14 protein-coding genes are annotated in these 14,150 nt (G+C 64.0%); 7 read left to right on the forward strand and 7 right to left on the reverse strand.

Annotated features, from left to right (window positions below; all coding sequences use genetic code 11):
• Positions 1-73 precede the first annotated feature (73 nt).
• Both FOY51_RS01015 and FOY51_RS01020 read right to left on the reverse strand, forming a co-directional pair.
• Positions 74-1,933, reverse strand: a complete 1,860-nt coding sequence (locus tag FOY51_RS01015) for an ABC transporter ATP-binding protein (RefSeq protein ID WP_149428344.1) — start codon at positions 1,931-1,933, stop codon at positions 74-76.
• Entirely contained in the window at positions 1,926-3,740 is a 1,815-nt protein-coding gene (locus FOY51_RS01020; protein WP_235916016.1) for an ABC transporter ATP-binding protein, read from the reverse strand. Before FOY51_RS01020 ends, FOY51_RS01015 begins: the two co-directional genes overlap by 8 nt.
• Positions 3,741-3,990: 250 nt before the next feature.
• On the opposite strand from FOY51_RS01020, the gene FOY51_RS01025 reads away from it, so the two are divergent.
• The 4 genes from FOY51_RS01025 to FOY51_RS01040 are packed head-to-tail and all read left to right on the forward strand — an operon-like array spanning position 3,991 to position 7,131.
• Complete coding sequence (locus FOY51_RS01025) at positions 3,991-5,136, forward strand: DNA cytosine methyltransferase (RefSeq protein WP_149428819.1); 1,146 nt, start codon at positions 3,991-3,993, stop codon at positions 5,134-5,136.
• A gap of 27 nt (positions 5,137-5,163) precedes the next feature.
• On the forward strand, positions 5,164-5,991 hold the full coding sequence (locus tag FOY51_RS01030) for a hypothetical protein (RefSeq protein ID WP_149428345.1): 828 nt from the start codon (positions 5,164-5,166) through the stop codon (positions 5,989-5,991).
• A 5-nt stretch (positions 5,992-5,996) separates the two neighbouring features.
• Complete coding sequence (locus FOY51_RS01035) at positions 5,997-6,422, forward strand: very short patch repair endonuclease (RefSeq protein ID WP_149428346.1); 426 nt, start codon at positions 5,997-5,999, stop codon at positions 6,420-6,422.
• Between the two features lie 40 nt (positions 6,423-6,462).
• Positions 6,463-7,131 (forward strand): DUF998 domain-containing protein, encoded by a 669-nt coding sequence (locus FOY51_RS01040; protein ID WP_149428347.1) that lies wholly within the window; start codon positions 6,463-6,465, stop codon positions 7,129-7,131.
• Here the strand turns inward: FOY51_RS01040 and FOY51_RS01045 are convergent.
• The gene (locus FOY51_RS01045; protein WP_149428348.1) at positions 7,114-7,977 is read right to left on the reverse strand and encodes an exodeoxyribonuclease III; all 864 of its coding nucleotides are present in this window, start codon (positions 7,975-7,977) and stop codon (positions 7,114-7,116) included. The two genes, FOY51_RS01040 and FOY51_RS01045, sit on opposite strands and share 18 nt — an antisense overlap.
• A 1,042-nt stretch (positions 7,978-9,019) precedes the next feature.
• Here FOY51_RS01045 and FOY51_RS01050 point away from each other — a divergent pair.
• Positions 9,020-9,598, forward strand: a complete 579-nt coding sequence (locus FOY51_RS01050; RefSeq protein ID WP_149428349.1) for a hypothetical protein — start codon at positions 9,020-9,022, stop codon at positions 9,596-9,598.
• A gap of 90 nt (positions 9,599-9,688) precedes the next feature.
• Here the strand turns inward: FOY51_RS01050 and FOY51_RS01055 are convergent, their stop codons facing one another.
• Both FOY51_RS01055 and FOY51_RS01060 read right to left on the reverse strand, forming a co-directional pair.
• Positions 9,689-10,312 (reverse strand): hypothetical protein, encoded by a 624-nt coding sequence (locus FOY51_RS01055; protein ID WP_214633040.1) that lies wholly within the window; start codon positions 10,310-10,312, stop codon positions 9,689-9,691.
• Positions 10,309-11,265 carry a helix-turn-helix transcriptional regulator gene (locus tag FOY51_RS01060; protein ID WP_149428350.1) on the reverse strand — a complete coding sequence of 319 codons (957 nt, stop codon included), beginning with the start codon at positions 11,263-11,265 and terminating at the stop codon, positions 10,309-10,311. Before FOY51_RS01060 ends, FOY51_RS01055 begins: the two co-directional genes overlap by 4 nt.
• 88 nt (positions 11,266-11,353) lie before the next feature.
• Between FOY51_RS01060 and FOY51_RS01065 the strand changes: the two genes are divergently transcribed.
• Positions 11,354-11,779: a VOC family protein gene (locus tag FOY51_RS01065; RefSeq protein WP_149428351.1), complete on the forward strand. Its 426-nt coding sequence runs from the start codon at positions 11,354-11,356 to the stop codon at positions 11,777-11,779.
• Between the two features lie 28 nt (positions 11,780-11,807).
• Positions 11,808-12,200 carry a RidA family protein gene (locus tag FOY51_RS01070; protein WP_149428352.1) on the forward strand — a complete coding sequence of 131 codons (393 nt, stop codon included), beginning with the start codon at positions 11,808-11,810 and terminating at the stop codon, positions 12,198-12,200.
• Here the strand turns inward: FOY51_RS01070 and FOY51_RS01075 are convergent, their stop codons facing one another.
• Together FOY51_RS01075 and FOY51_RS01080 are read right to left on the reverse strand one after the other, a co-directional pair.
• Entirely contained in the window at positions 12,201-12,605 is a 405-nt protein-coding gene (locus FOY51_RS01075) for a pyridoxamine 5'-phosphate oxidase family protein (protein ID WP_149428353.1), read from the reverse strand.
• A gap of 67 nt (positions 12,606-12,672) precedes the next feature.
• A complete protein-coding gene (locus tag FOY51_RS01080) occupies positions 12,673-14,127 on the reverse strand; it encodes an MFS transporter (RefSeq protein WP_149428354.1) in 1,455 nt (484 codons plus the stop codon).
• Positions 14,128-14,150 lie beyond the last annotated feature (23 nt).

Consider the following 14,150-nt stretch of genomic DNA (forward strand, 5'->3'; position numbering starts at 1 on the left):
CTTCCTACGGTAATAGACGAAGCCCTCGAGAGCACCAGCGGTAGCAAGATCAATTCCGTGGCGGCGGCGGGAGCTAAACCAACGACTCCCGCCACGTGGTGTGCAGGCGCGCGAACCGTCCTGCGCCAGCGATGAGTTCGGCAGGAGCGCCGTCCTCGACGATCTGCCCTATCTCCATCACCAGCACGCGGTCCGCAATCGCCACAGTCGAGAGTCGGTGCGCGATGATCACCGCCGTCCTGCCTTCCAAGATCGTTTCCAACGCCGCTTGCACGAGCCGCTCACCCGGGATGTCCAGGCTCGATGTGGCCTCGTCGAGCACGATCACCGCCGGCGACGCCAAGAAGACCCGCGCAAAGGCAACCAGCTGCCGTTGCCCGGCAGACAGCCTGCCGCCCCGCTTGCGAACGTCGGTGTCGAAGCCGTCGGGCAGCGCTGCAACGAAGTCGTAGAGCCCCACCGCTCGGGCGGCGTCGACTACCTCGGCGTCGGTGGCGTCGGGCCTACCGAGCCGGATGTTGTCGGCTACCGAGCCGGAGAACAGATACGACTCCTGCGTGACCATCACCACGTTCCGACGCAAGTCCGAATCGGACAATTCGCGCAGGTCGATGCCATCCAACGTCACCGAGCCGCCCGACGGGTCGTAGAAGCGGGTCAGCAGTTTCGCGAGCGTCGATTTACCCGCGCCGGTCGCGCCCACCAATGCGATCACCTGGCCCGCGGGCACATCGAGGGTGAACGACGGCAGCACCGGATGCGACGCGTCGTCGTAGTACGAGAACCACGCATCGTCGAGTCGCAGCTCGCCACGCGCCCGGCCCAGCGGCCGCGGATTCGACGGTTCGGCGACGGTCGGCTGTTCCTCGAGCACACCGGAAATCTTCTCCAGCGCGGCAGCCGCCGACTGGTAGGCGTTGAACACCTGCGCCAACTCGTCGAGCGGGCCGTAGAACCGCCGCAGATACAGCAGGTAGGCGGCGAGCACTCCGATCTCTGTGTGCCCGTTCATCACTCGCCAACCGCCGAACACCAGGATCACCGCAATACTGATGTTGCCGATGATCCGCACCAGCCCCACATATGTCGCCATGCCACGCAGGGCATCGGCGTTGGCCGCGCGATACTCCGAATCCTCCAGTGCCAGAATCGAATCGTTGCGAGCTTCCCGACGGAACGACTGGACAGCCCGGATGCCGCCCATCGATTCGACGAAGTGCACGACGACTTTCGCGATGGCACCGCGGGTTCGCCGATAGCCAGCACGCTGGCGCCGTTGCGCCCATCGGGTGATGATCACCAGCGGAACGAACCCGGCCAGAACGACCAGCGCCAGCGGAATGTCCAAGTACAACAGAATGATTGCGATGCTGGCCACGGACAGCACAGCGCTCATCGCATCGTTGAGCGCACTCTCCAGCAGTCCTTCGAGCGACTCCAGATCGCTCGTCAATCGCGAGATGATCCGACCCGACGTGTACCGCTCGTGAAACGACACACTCAGCTGCTGAACGTGATCGAACACGCGGACCCGCAGATCGAACAGGATGCTCTGACTGAGCCGCCCCGACACACGAAGGAACACGATCGTGGTGAGCGCACCGAGCAGTGCAGCACCGATGAACCCACCGACCGCCAGATTCAACGGCGACCAGTCCCCCGACTGCGCGGATTTCACGCCGACATCCAGCGCGTAGGCGACGAACAGCGGGCCTGCGATCATCGCCAGGTTGTCGATCACGATGATCGCGACCGCAGCCGATGCCCACCGTCGATACGGACGAATCAACGACGCCAACAGCCGCCGTGACCGACCCACCAGGACCAGGTTGCCGGTGGCGGTGATGTCCTTGTCTTCGTTGGCAACTCCCCGCCAGTTGTCTTCTGCATTGTCTGTCTGCGGTGGTTGGGTTGTGGTCGTCGTGTCAGTCATCGGTGGAGCCCATCAGGTGCCGGTAGCGATCGGAGGTGTGCAACAGCTGCTCGTGCGTGCCCTGCGCGACGATTCGCCCGTCGTGCAGCAGGGCGACGCGGTCGGCAAGGGCAGCGGTCGACGGTCGGTGCGCGACGAGCAGCGTGGTCGAATGCCGCAGGACCCGACGCAGTGCCGCTTGGACCTGCTCCTCGGTGTCGACGTCGAGCGCGGACAACGGATCGTCGAGCACCAGAATCCGCGGCTGAGCCAACACAGCGCGTGCCAAGGCCAGTCGCTGACGCTGGCCACCGGAGAGACTCAGCCCCTGCTCGCCGATGCGGCTGTCGAGTCCCCACGGCAGGTCGTCGACGAACTCGCTCGCGCGCGCAACATCAAGTGCCGCGCGAACTTCCGCATCGGTTGCGCCCGGGCTGCCGAGTGCGACGTTCTCGCGCACGCTCGCCGAGAACAGCACCGGCTCCTCGAACGCGACGGAGACGATCGTGCGCAGCTCGGCGAGCCGCATCGACCGAATGTCGATGCCATCGATGGTGATCGCACCGGCCGACACGTCGTAGAGTCGTGGCACCAGGTTGAGCAGCGCAGTTTTCCCGCTGCCCGTCGCACCGACAAGGGCGACGGTCTCACCGGGCGCCACCATCAGCTCGATGTCACTCACCTGAGCGCGTTCGGCACCCGGGAAGGTGAAGGCGACGTGGTCGAAATGCAGCTTGCCGCTGAGCTTTTCCGGTAGCTCGACCGGATCGGCAGGCTCGCGAATGTCGACAGGTGCGTCGATGATCTCCCAGTACCGATCGGCCGCCGTCCGAGCATTGTTGAGCTCGGCGAGCAGGTAGCCGAACGCCTCGACAGGCCACTGCAGAAACGTCGCAAGCGTAATCCCCGCGACGACGGCACCGAGGGTCATCGTGCCGTTCACGACCGCGTGCACCCCCACACCCAGCATCAGGCCCAGCGAGATCGGCGGCAATCCCACCATGGCGGCCCACAGTGTCGCGCCGTACCGAACCTTCAGCAGCTCAGTCGTTTTCAGGTCGCGCGATTGGCGAGTGAACAGCGCACCGAGATGGGCGCTGCGCCCGAACGCCTTCAGTACTCGAATGCCCTGCACCGATTCTTCGACGGTCGTCGCGACATCGCCTGCCTGGTCCTGTGCCCGGCGCGCGACGACACGGTACAGCCGTTCGAACCGAATGCAGATGAACAGCAACGGAATTGCGGTGATCAACTGAATCAGACCGAACTGCCAGTTCACGGCGATCAGCACAGCGAAGCCCGCGATCACGGTGACGCTGTTGATCACCAGAAACGGCGCTGCGAACGCGATGAACCGGCGCAGCGTCGACATGTCCGTGATTGCGCGCGAGAGCAATTGGCCGGAATCCCAGCCGTCGTGCACACCGACCGACAGCGACTGCAACTTCGCGAACAGCTTGGCCCGCATGGTGATTTCGAATGTGCTCGACGGGTGCGCGACCAGATAACGTCGACCCCACACCCCCGCCGCATCGAGCGCGCCCAACGCGAGAACCAACAGTGCGGGCCACCAGATGCCCGCAAAGTTGCCGTCGGCGATGGGACCGTCGATGATCCGCTGCGTCACCAGCGGAATGACGATCCCGGTCAAAGTCGCGAGCACGGAGAGTGCGATCGAGCCGAAGAGAGCGACTCGAAACGGCTTGATGTACGGCCAGAATCGCACGAGCGGGTTGCTCGATTTCAGGTTCGCCGATGCCCGGGCCTGCGTCTGCTGCGAGTCCTGCAGTTCCAGGTCCGGCGTCAGAACTTCCGCCGATACCGACACGATCTCCCCTTACGTCCGGTGTGAATGCTCCCACCGGGATCCGACAGAGCCAACCGATTTTCCGGCGCTCGCATTCCCGTCCCACCGACAATGCAACCTGAAGTGCCATTGAGGTCAAGCAGAGTCGTCTGCGTCGGTCACCGATCCTGTCGGCGCTCTCGAGTACGGTTCTTGCAGTAACCGAAGATCGGGAAGGGCCGGGAAAGGCCGGGAAAGGCCGGGGAAGGACACTGTGTCGTCAGGCGGGAGCATGGTCGGGCTGTTCGCCGGCATCGGCGGGCTGGAACTCGGCCTCGGCGAGCACGGGTGGGACACCCAGCTGCTGTGCGAGATCGACGACGGCGCGCAAGCCGTGCTGTCGGCCCGCTTCGGTGACGTTCCGCTGCACTCGGATGTCACCAAATTGCGCGCAATCCCGTCCGGCATCGATCTGGTCGCCGCTGGTTTCCCGTGCCAGGACCTGTCGCAGGCCGGTCGTACCGCAGGCATCACCGGCGATCGATCCGGCCTGGTCGACGAGGTCTTTCGGCTGGTCAAGCGCCGCAAAGGACCACGCTGGCTGCTGATCGAGAACGTGCCGTTCATGCTGCAGCTCGGTCGCGGCGCGGCGATGCGCCACATCACTGACGCACTCGAAGACCTCGGCTACACCTGGGCCTATCGCGTGGTCGACGCCCGAGCATTCGGGCTGCCGCAGCGTCGTCAGCGTGTGCTGATGTTGGCATCGCGCACCGAGGATCCGCGCGAAGTGCTGTTTCCGCAGGACGCCGGACCGATGGAGATCGGCAACGCCGCGACCGACCCGTGCGGCTTCTACTGGACCGAAGGCGTCCGCGGTCTCGGTTGGGCGGTCAACGCCGTTCCGACGCTAAAGGGTGGGTCGACGATCGGGATCGCCAGCCCGCCCGCCGTGCGGATGCCATCGGGTGAGCTGGTGACGCCGGGCATCGCAGATGTCGAACGGCTGCAGGGTTTCGATCCCGATTGGACCGCACCTGCGACCGACGCCCTCGGCGTCCGAGCCGGGCATCGCTGGAAGCTGGTCGGCAATGCGGTGAGCGTCCGGATGGCGTCGTGGGTCGGCGAACGTCTCGCGAACCCGACGCCCTACTCCCCCGATGGCGAATCACTGTTGCTGCACAGCCAGCGCTGGCCGACGGCCGCGTGGGGCCGCGATCGCATTTCGTACCAGGTCCCGGTCTCGACCTGGCCGGCGCACGAACCGTACGAAGATCTCGATGGGTTTCTCGACGACCCGCGCTTGTTGTCTGCTCGCGCAACGGCGGGCTTCCTGCGTCGTACCCGGATGGGCAACCTGCGCTTTCCGCCCGGCTTCATCGACGACGTCGAAACCCACCTCGACCGCATGGGCGGCTTTCCCGAGGTTGCTGCGTGACCGAGCCGTGTCATGGCGAGCAGTGTCATGACTGAGGCGCTGTTCGACGCACCGGTTGCGTTACCACTCGCAAAAGCGTTGCGGCTCAGCGGAAGCAAGCCACCCGCAGACAGCGATCGCGGCGAGAAGAAGAACTACGCGCAACGCTTGTCCAATCAGCTCGCTCAGACCCTGGCGGATGCGCTCCGACCGAACTACCCGGACATCACTCCGACCGCGAGCGGCGCGGGCCAGGAAGCCACCGTCGATGTGGCGAAGGGCCGAAAACGACTGGACGTCAAAGCCGTTGACCCCACACTCGGCCTGATCCTGTGCGTGTCGATCAAGACCTACAGCTTCCAGGACTACAGTCCCACGTCCGGCAAGTTGGGGCGCTGGACCAAGAACATCGTCCGCAACGACCACGAATTGCGTGGCGAGGCAATGGTTCTGCACCAGCGTCAGCCATACAGTGTGCTGGTCGCGGTGATGTTCGAGCCCTACGCGACCTGCGACGACGGCGATCCGAGCAAGTCAAGCGATGTGGGCAAGTCGTCGTTCGCCCATCACGTCACCACCCTCTCCAAGCGCTCCGGGCGCGGTAAACGACCCGTCATGGGCAGCACCGAGAAGCTCTGGGTGGACCTGGGCGCGGAAGACACCCGCTACGACCTGTTCGAAAAGGTCTACATCGGGCTTTACGAGCCGGACGGCGCCGTGCGATTTTTCGACGTCGACGAGGCTCCCCCGCGCAACGGCAGACCCGCCGAGGCGCAGACGTTGTCGTTCGACGATTTCACCGCCGCCGTCCATGCCGAGGTGGAGCGGCGCAATCGCTTCGCCCCCACCTGGTCGGAGCCAGATGGTGAAGACTGAGAACCATGGCGGCAAAGATCGAGGGCGGCGCGCCTGCGACGGATCCGGTGACGAGTGCGCGACTGAGCAAGCAACGGCGCAGGGACACCGCGCCGGAGATGGCGTTGCGCAAGGAACTGCATCGTCGCGGCGCGCGGTTCTTCGTCGACCGCGCGCCAGTCCCCGGGCTGCGCCGTCGGGCCGATCTGGTGTTTCCGCGTCGTCGAATCGCGGTGTACGTCGACGGTTGTTTTTGGCACAGCTGCCCGGAGCACGCGACCCATCCGAAGAACAATGCGCAGTGGTGGGCGGACAAGCTCGCAGCCAATGTCGCCCGCGATCGCGATACCGACGATCGCCTGAAATCGGAAGGTTGGCAGGTGATTCGCGTGTGGGAGCACGAGGCTGCCGGCCACGCGGCGGACACGGTGGAAGCGGCACTGCGCGACTGACGATTACGCTGGCTGCGGTGACGATGCTGTCGAGGAACGCATGAGCAAGAGTGCGCGCGCGGTATTGGCAGTGGCGATCGCGGTCGCAGGAATCGCGTACTCGTCGTGGTTGCTGGAGTTCGTGCTACACACCGGCCTCGATCCCACCAATTCGTTCCTCAGCGAACTCGACGCCGTCGGCCAGCCGTATCGTGAGGTCTTCTCGTACGCGGACACTCTGACCGGCACGTTGGCGGTGCTCGCATCGATCGTCGGAATCGTTTTCTTACCTCGCCGCCCGCTGATCACGACGGGCTGGATCGCGCTGCTGATTTTCGGCGCGTCCACCATCGCCGACGCACGCCTGCCGATCACCTGCATCCCGACGCCGGTGCACCCGTGTGGGGGGACGCCGAGCGGACTGTTTCCGCAACTGCACCACATTCATGCACTGACCAGCACCATCGCTGTGTTCGCGATCTTCACAGCGATGATCGCGTTCAGCTGGGCCGCCTACCGTTATCGCGCGTGGCCGGTGTTGCGCGTCGTCGGACTCGCGATGCTGGTCATCTGCGCGGTGACCACGGCGTGGATGTTGATCGCCGACAACCTGCCGGGCGATTACGCGCTCGGCGTCGCGCAACGTGTGCAGGTCGGCACGATGTCGTTGTGGATCGTGACGCTCGGCATCGCCGTCTGGCGAACGCCGACGTCAGCGCGCCTGCGGTAGTTTCGCCGCCCCACGCTTGGCTGCGGGAGCCGACGGCGGCGGCACCATCGGCCCGATGTCACCGTCGGGTGCCTCGTCAAAATCGACCATGACCGGCGCATGATCGCTGGGACCCTTGCCCTTTCGCGCCAATCGGTCGATCCAGGCCGCCTGCACGCGGTCGGGCAGTCCGCCGCCGGCGAGCACCAGGTCTATGCGCATCCCGAGATTCTTGTGGAACATGCCAGCGCGGTAGTCCCAGTAGCTGAAGACCGTGTCGTCGGGCCATCGGTCGCGGACCACGTCGTGCAAGCCGAGTGCCTGGAGATCGGCGAGGGCCTTGCGTTCGGGCGGCGTCACGTGTGTTTGGCCGACGTAGGCATCGGGATCGAACAGATCGGCGTCGGTGGGTGCGATATTCATGTCACCGCAGACCAGGACGTCCTTCGGCCCGGATTCGACGACGCCGCGCAGCACCTCGAGCCACTCCAATTTGTAGCGGTAATGGTCGGAATCGGGTTCGCGACCGTTCGGCACGTAAAGCGAGTGGATGCGGACACCGCCGCACGTTGCGGCCACCGCGCGGGCCTCGGCGTGCGGGAACCCAGGTGCGCCCGGCAGTTCGGCGACGACATCCTCGAGTCCGATTCTGGACAGAATCGCGACGCCGTTCCACTGCACCTCACCGTTGAGCGCAACCTCGTAGCCGCGGTCCGCGAGTTCGAGACCGAGCAGGTCGGCGAACGCGTCGTCGGACATCTTGGTTTCCTGCAGGCACACGACGTCAGGTCGTCGCTGGTCGAGCCACGGCAACAGCCGCGGGACTCGTTGCTTCACCGAATTCACGTTCCAGGTAGCTACTCGCACACCGATCAACGGTAGTCAGCCGCCGCGGTGATCACGAGCAAAGGGTGGCAGATTTCGCGATTTCGTCGACCCGTTGTTCGGTGTGGTGAGGCTTAGCCCGTTCGAATCGAGACCTCACAAAGCAGAACTTCGGTATTCTCGGTGGCTATGGAATCCACGATGCGCAGAAAGAATGATTCGGCCGTCTGACCCCGCGGATATCGCGCGGACGGTGACAGAACTTTTCGCTCCGCAACTACTGACACTTCGCGAAGTCATCGACAGTCACGTTCGTACACGCAGCCACTCGAACCTCGACGACATTCGCTGGCCGCGCAGCACCTTCGAGATCGAGGGTTCGGCAATCACGATTCCTTCGGTCAATGTTGCCGCAAATCACGGCTTTCAAGAGGCCGGCGATGTGGGCTCCTTCGCGCCAGACGTTCACCCGCTATGTTTCCGAGTGCACGTGCACGGCTACTCGGATGCGTTTGCCGACCTGCGCGCTGCCGGAAGTCAGCGAATACCGTTACCCCGCAATGAGAGCGAAGGATGGGCTCGCGCCGTCCTCGGTAGCGAATGGGCTGACTACGCATACTGCTTAGCTGTTGTCGAAACGAACCCTCGCTTGAAACACCTACCGAGAAATGACGTCTACGTTGTGTTCGTCGACGCTACTGGGACCCCTGTCCTCGCACCCGACAACACTCGGTGGAATGCACTCACATTCGATCGGGTTGAGCCGCACAAACTTGCCCCGGCGCCATCGAACACGTCGTTGATTGCTGAACTCGTTCGATCAGGTCCGTTCGTAGATTCCACCGAGATACGCGATCCGCGTACAGATCCCGACGGCGGATGGCGGGTCGACGTCGTAGGCGACCCTCGAACCCTACTGAATGACGTGGCCCGTGAAACCTTCGATCGCGCGTGCCGTTCACTGCGTATCCGTGGCGCAGTCACGAGCCGATTTCGGCCCGTGCGCATCGAACTGAAGAGCTGTCTGGTTCGGGTGTATTTCGAATGGGCCCGCAATCCCAACCTGTTTGCGCTGACGTTTACTTTGCCGACGTCGACCGACGATTTCAGAGGTCCTGCTGTAGACAGCCCGGAAGGATTCGTCTCGACGCTTCTACTCGACTGGATGGAAGAGTTGGAGACCGGACTTGCAGTGCGTGGCAGGAGAACTCGACTCGACGGCGTCCTCCACATTTCGAGTGAACCCCCAACTGAGACAACCCGGAGCGCCTACTACGTCAGCAATGTCCCGCTCCACGAAACATCAGGCAGCTGGCTCGAACGGGAAGGCCTCAATACGGACGGCGCAGTGGCCGCGAAGAACGATGGAACGCTCGCCGGCTGGCTTCAGGCGTACGAGAACAACATTCACGGTCGACCGTACGTTGGGCACGCAGCAGCCTGGTGGACAACTCCCAGCATTGCCAACTTCGACGTTCTCCAGACTGTCGCGGGCACTCCGGATAGCGTGAGCGGCCAACTGATCCGTCAGATGACGCACACACTCGCAAATGCTGGCGCACACGAGGTTCACACCAGGTTCACCCATTCTGCGTTCGCCGAACTCGGATACGTGAGCGACGCGAGTTCCGGCCTTTGGCTCGATGTCACGACAATGCCCTGACATCGATGAGCAGCACCGTTGACGCGGTGATCACGAGCAAAGGGTGGCAGATTTCGCGATTTCATCGACCCGTTGTTCGGTGTGGTGAGGCTAGACGCCACGTACCGCGCCGTCCCATCGCCAGCTTTCACGATGTAGGCGGTCGGCGAGGTCGACGCGCCCTGTCGCCCACAACAGCGACTGCCACGGATCGTCGCCCACGTCGACATCGGGGAACAAGCGAACCAGCACGGCTGCACAGAGTTCAGGCGACGGCGACCAGACGGTATCGGTGTCCACCGTCAGGTCGTGCATGTGCACCAACACTTCGACTATGCCCATGGCGGCGAACCCTGTTCGATCCGACGCACCCCATACATGATGTGCGCGAGCGGAATCCGCGGTCCGATCGACGACGCCTGCCAGCATCGACCCGGTCGACCGCAAGACCTGCATCGCGCCATCGACGCCGGCGTCGTCGGCAATGTGGATCGTCTCGTTGGGTGCGTCGGCTCGCACACGGCTCAGCAGAAACGGAACGTAGGTCGTGATACCTGGGGCACCAAGTTGCGCCGCGTAGCCGAAGAGGTCGTCGGCCATGTGGCCCAACAACTCCCACCGCGTCCACTCAAGCGATCCAGCGACTGCAGACCAGTCGAGATCGGCACCGCTCAGCGTGACTATCGCGGATTCGACGACTGCGTCTATCTCTGCTGCTCCAATCGGTTGCGTCATGCCTGCCATTGTCGCCCTGCCGCGCCGTAGCGCATCGCAAGGTCTGCGAAAGCTGTTCGCAGTTCGGCAGGTTCGACGCCGGCGATGTCGGCGTCGAACCTGCCGAATGATGCCGCCAGCGCAGGCCAAGACCACGAACCGACAAGCACGCGGCAGCGATCGGGACCGAGAGCCTCCACAGTTCCGTCACCGACGAATTGCGTTGCCACGTCGGCGCCGATGTCGAGCACGGCCTGTCCGCGACACGGCCATTCGCTTGTCGATCCGTCGGTTCCGCGAAAGCGTCCGGCCAGGAACGTCGCGACGTCGCCGCCCGGCAACTCGCGCGGATCGAATCGCGGACCGGTCGGGATCCGCGGGGTGATCCGGTCGGCCCGGAACACTCGCCAGTCCGCTCGATCGATGTCCCACGAAATCAGGTACCACCGCCCACTCTGCGTGACCAGGTAATGCGGTTGGACTCGACGCGGTTCGGAAGCGTTGCCGTAATCGAAGCGCAGCTCCTCGTGATTGCGGACGACGGAGCTCAGGGTCGTCAGCACGTCGTGTAGGACCTCGGTGTCGGACCGACGAACTGCTGTGAACCGCACTCCATCGATCCGATTGCGCAATCGGGCAGGCATGACCTGCCGAATCGTGTTCAGTGCGCGCGTTGCTCCTTCCTCGATACCGGCGCCCGCAGTGACCGCTACCTGCAGCGCAATAGCGAGTGCAACGGCTTGCTCGTCGTCGAACAGCAACGGCGGCATGTCTTTCCCCGCCTCCAGGCGATAGCCACCGTCCGGGCCCTTGATCGCGGCAATCGGATATCCCAGCTCACGGAGCCGGTCGACATCGCGACGCACCGTGCGGTGGCTGACATCGAGGCGCTCCGCCAGCAACAGCCCTGGCCAATCTCGTTGCACCTGCAGCAGAGATAACAACGCCAGCAGCCGCGCGGAAGTTTTTTGCATATTTCTGATGCTGCCAGAAATAGCGGACACATCCTGTCCTCTTCTGATGCGAAAGTTCTTTCAAGACCCCAACAACCAAGGAGACACCATGAGCATCGCGACCGTCACCCACATCAACCTGCGCGGCGAAGCACGAGCGGCGCTGGAGTTCTACCAGTCCGTGTTCGGCGGCAACTTGGTTGCACTCACCTACAGAGACGCGAACGCGGTACAGAATCCCGACGAGGCCGACCACATCATGTGGGGCGAGGTGACCTCGCCAGAGGGGTTCCAGATCATGGCGTTCGACGTGCCGTCGTCGAGGGAATGGGACCAGGGCAAGGAGTCGTACTTCGTCTCCGTTCGCGGCAAGGATGCCGACGAGGTCACGCGCTACTGGGAAGGACTGAGCGCGCAGGCCACGATCAAGCAGCCGCTCGGGCCTGCGGCGTGGGGCCCGCTCTACGGCATGTTGACCGATCAGTTCGGCGTCACCTGGGTGCTCGATGTGACGGCAGAATACTCACCTGCGTAGCGGCATTCCGTGCGACATACTCCGAAGCATGAGTGAGCGCATCAACATCTCGTCCGGCGTCGAATACGAGGCCACCGTCGGGTACTCGCGCGCGGTACGAGTCGGTCAGATCGTCGCGGTCGCAGGTACGACGGCGGTGGAGCCGGACGGGTCGGCGGTCGGTGACGACGACATCGGCGAGCAGACGCGCGAGGTGCTGCGCCGCATCGCGAACGCATTGGAGCAGGCGGGCGCGACATTGACCGACGTAGTGCGCACCCGCATCTTCGTCACCGACATCAGTCGCAGCGCAGAGGTCGGCGACGTGCACGGCCAGGTGTTCGGCGACATCCGGCCTGCGGCGTCGATGGTCGAGGTCTCCGCGCTGATCGCGCCGGCACTGCTGGTCGAAATCGAAGCGGACGCAGTGATTTCGGGCTGACTACCAGGCCAGCACGCGCACCGGCGTCAAGGCGATCACCGTGCTGTAGTCGGCCGCGAAACCCGGCACCGTGGTTTTCAGCTCGTCGGTGATCGCAGTTCGATACTTCGCGTCGTAGGCGATAGATACGTCGTGCGGGATCGCGTCGAACACCCACGCGGTGGCATCGACGCTCAACACATGACCGCTGTGCGACGTGTCGAGATGGAATGCGACTCGCTGGTTGGCAGCGATGTTCGAGACCTTACCCGCTTTGGGCTGGCTGCGAATCCACACGGTTCCGTCGATGTAAAGAAACCAGACAGGTGATGCCTGCGGTTGTTCGCCTTTAGTCGTTGTGAGCCAAGCAATCTGGTCGGAATCGAGCTGGTCGTGCAGAAAATCGGGAAACGTCGTTGTCGGCATTTCTCGCACCCCTCGGGACGTGTCAGTAGCTAATTTCCCCAACACCGGCCGTCCGCGAAATGTTCCGCTACGCGCTCGAGGATCGCGCCGTCATTGCCGACGGGACGCCATCATTCACTGCCGCCTTGTCCTGACCCGCCGTCAAGCCGAGTGCAGTCACGGCGGCGGCAAGACCCACCGCGGCGATCACCCACCAGGCGAGAACGAAGTGATCGTGCACACCCGCGTAATCGGCTGAGCTGGAAGCAGATCCAAGTATCGCGACCAGCACGCTGATGCCGAGAACGGTGCCGATCTGGCGACTCATGTTCACGATCGCACTTCCGGTCGCACCGCGGTCGACAGGGAGCTCGGCGGTCGCGGTCGAGAGGATGGTGGGCAACGCAAGACCGACACCGACTCCCGCGACCAGCCAACCCGGCAGATATGCGGTCGCGTAGGCAGGCTCCGCCGCAACCGTGGACGCGACCAGCACCGTCCCGAGCGCCGTGAACACGCACCCGGCAGCGGCTATCAGACCGGCACCCACCTTGGCGGACAACCGTTGCGCCACATAGGAGAAGACCGGAACCAGGGTGGGACCCGGAGCGATCGCCAGGCCCGCCTTCGATGCCGAGTACCCCCAGACCTCCTGCAGCCACAGAATATTGCAGAGCAGACCCGCTGCGAACGCCGCGCTGAACAGCAAGCCCGACGCATTGGCCCAGGCGAATGTTCGCACTCGCAGCAGCGCAGGATCGATCAACGGCGAGGCATGTTGTGCGATGTTCAGCCAAAACCCAGCCAGCGCAACAGCTGCCACGACGAACGACGCGATCACTCCGTCGCTGGACCAGCCCCAATCCGGGCCCTCGACCAGTGCGAGCGCCAAGGCTCCGATACCGACGGTCAGCACGACAGCGCCCACCAGATCGAGTTCACCGGGCGCTTTGGCGTCGAGCGAGTCGGGCACGAATCGCAGCGCAAGCACGATCAGCGCGATACCGATGGGGATGTTGATGATGAAGACCCAGCGCCACGACAACTCGACCAGCAGACCACCGACGACGGGGCCGAGCGCAGCAGCCGCCGCGCCGAGCGCTGCCCAGATCCGCACGGAAGCAGTGCGTTTGGCGGCAGGGACAGCGCTGATCAGCAAACCGAGACTGGTCGGGGTCAATGCCGCTGCGCCCACTGCCTGCACCAGGCGGAAGCCGACCAGCATCCACAGCCCGGTGCTGGCGGCGGCTCCGATGCTCGCGACTGTGAACAGCACCAGACCGAGCAGAAAGCCACGCTTGCGTCCCACCCGATCGGCCCAGCGTCCCAGCGGAATCAGCAGTGCGGCGTAGACGATCGCGTAGGCATTGAGGATCCAGCTGAGGTTGCCGATCGAATGGCCGGGGAACGCACGCCCGATGTCCTGGAAGGCAACATTGACGACGAAGAGGTCGAGGCTCGCGAGGAAGGGTGCCCCGGCCAGGACGGTGAGCAGCATGCCGAGTCGAGGTGATGCGTCGACCCGCTGGCTTGTTGTTTGCATAGCCAGACGGTAGAACGCTGACT

Origin of the sequence: Antrihabitans cavernicola, from assembly GCF_008297975.1 — a bacterium.
In the GTDB taxonomy this organism is placed as follows: domain Bacteria; phylum Actinomycetota; class Actinomycetes; order Mycobacteriales; family Mycobacteriaceae; genus Antrihabitans; species Antrihabitans cavernicola.

Excerpts from the sequence above, each read along its gene's own strand:
- FOY51_RS01025 (WP_149428819.1), top strand. The coding sequence starts at position 3,991 with ATGGTCGGGCTGTTCGCCGGCATCGGCGGGCTGGAACTCGGCCTCGGC.
- FOY51_RS01075 (WP_149428353.1), bottom strand. The coding sequence starts at position 12,605 with ATGCCGACAACGACGTTTCCCGATTTTCTGCACGACCAGCTCGATTCC.
- FOY51_RS01065 (WP_149428351.1), top strand. The coding sequence starts at position 11,354 with ATGAGCATCGCGACCGTCACCCACATCAACCTGCGCGGCGAAGCACGA.
- FOY51_RS01060 (WP_149428350.1), bottom strand. The coding sequence starts at position 11,265 with ATGCAAAAAACTTCCGCGCGGCTGCTGGCGTTGTTATCTCTGCTGCAG.
- FOY51_RS01015 (WP_149428344.1), bottom strand. The coding sequence starts at position 1,933 with ATGACTGACACGACGACCACAACCCAACCACCGCAGACAGACAATGCA.
- FOY51_RS01030 (WP_149428345.1), top strand. The coding sequence starts at position 5,164 with ATGACTGAGGCGCTGTTCGACGCACCGGTTGCGTTACCACTCGCAAAA.
- FOY51_RS01070 (WP_149428352.1), top strand. The coding sequence starts at position 11,808 with ATGAGTGAGCGCATCAACATCTCGTCCGGCGTCGAATACGAGGCCACC.
- FOY51_RS01080 (WP_149428354.1), bottom strand. The coding sequence starts at position 14,127 with ATGCAAACAACAAGCCAGCGGGTCGACGCATCACCTCGACTCGGCATG.
- FOY51_RS01040 (WP_149428347.1), top strand. The coding sequence starts at position 6,463 with ATGAGCAAGAGTGCGCGCGCGGTATTGGCAGTGGCGATCGCGGTCGCA.
- FOY51_RS01055 (WP_214633040.1), bottom strand. The coding sequence starts at position 10,312 with ATGACGCAACCGATTGGAGCAGCAGAGATAGACGCAGTCGTCGAATCC.
- FOY51_RS01035 (WP_149428346.1), top strand. The coding sequence starts at position 5,997 with ATGGCGGCAAAGATCGAGGGCGGCGCGCCTGCGACGGATCCGGTGACG.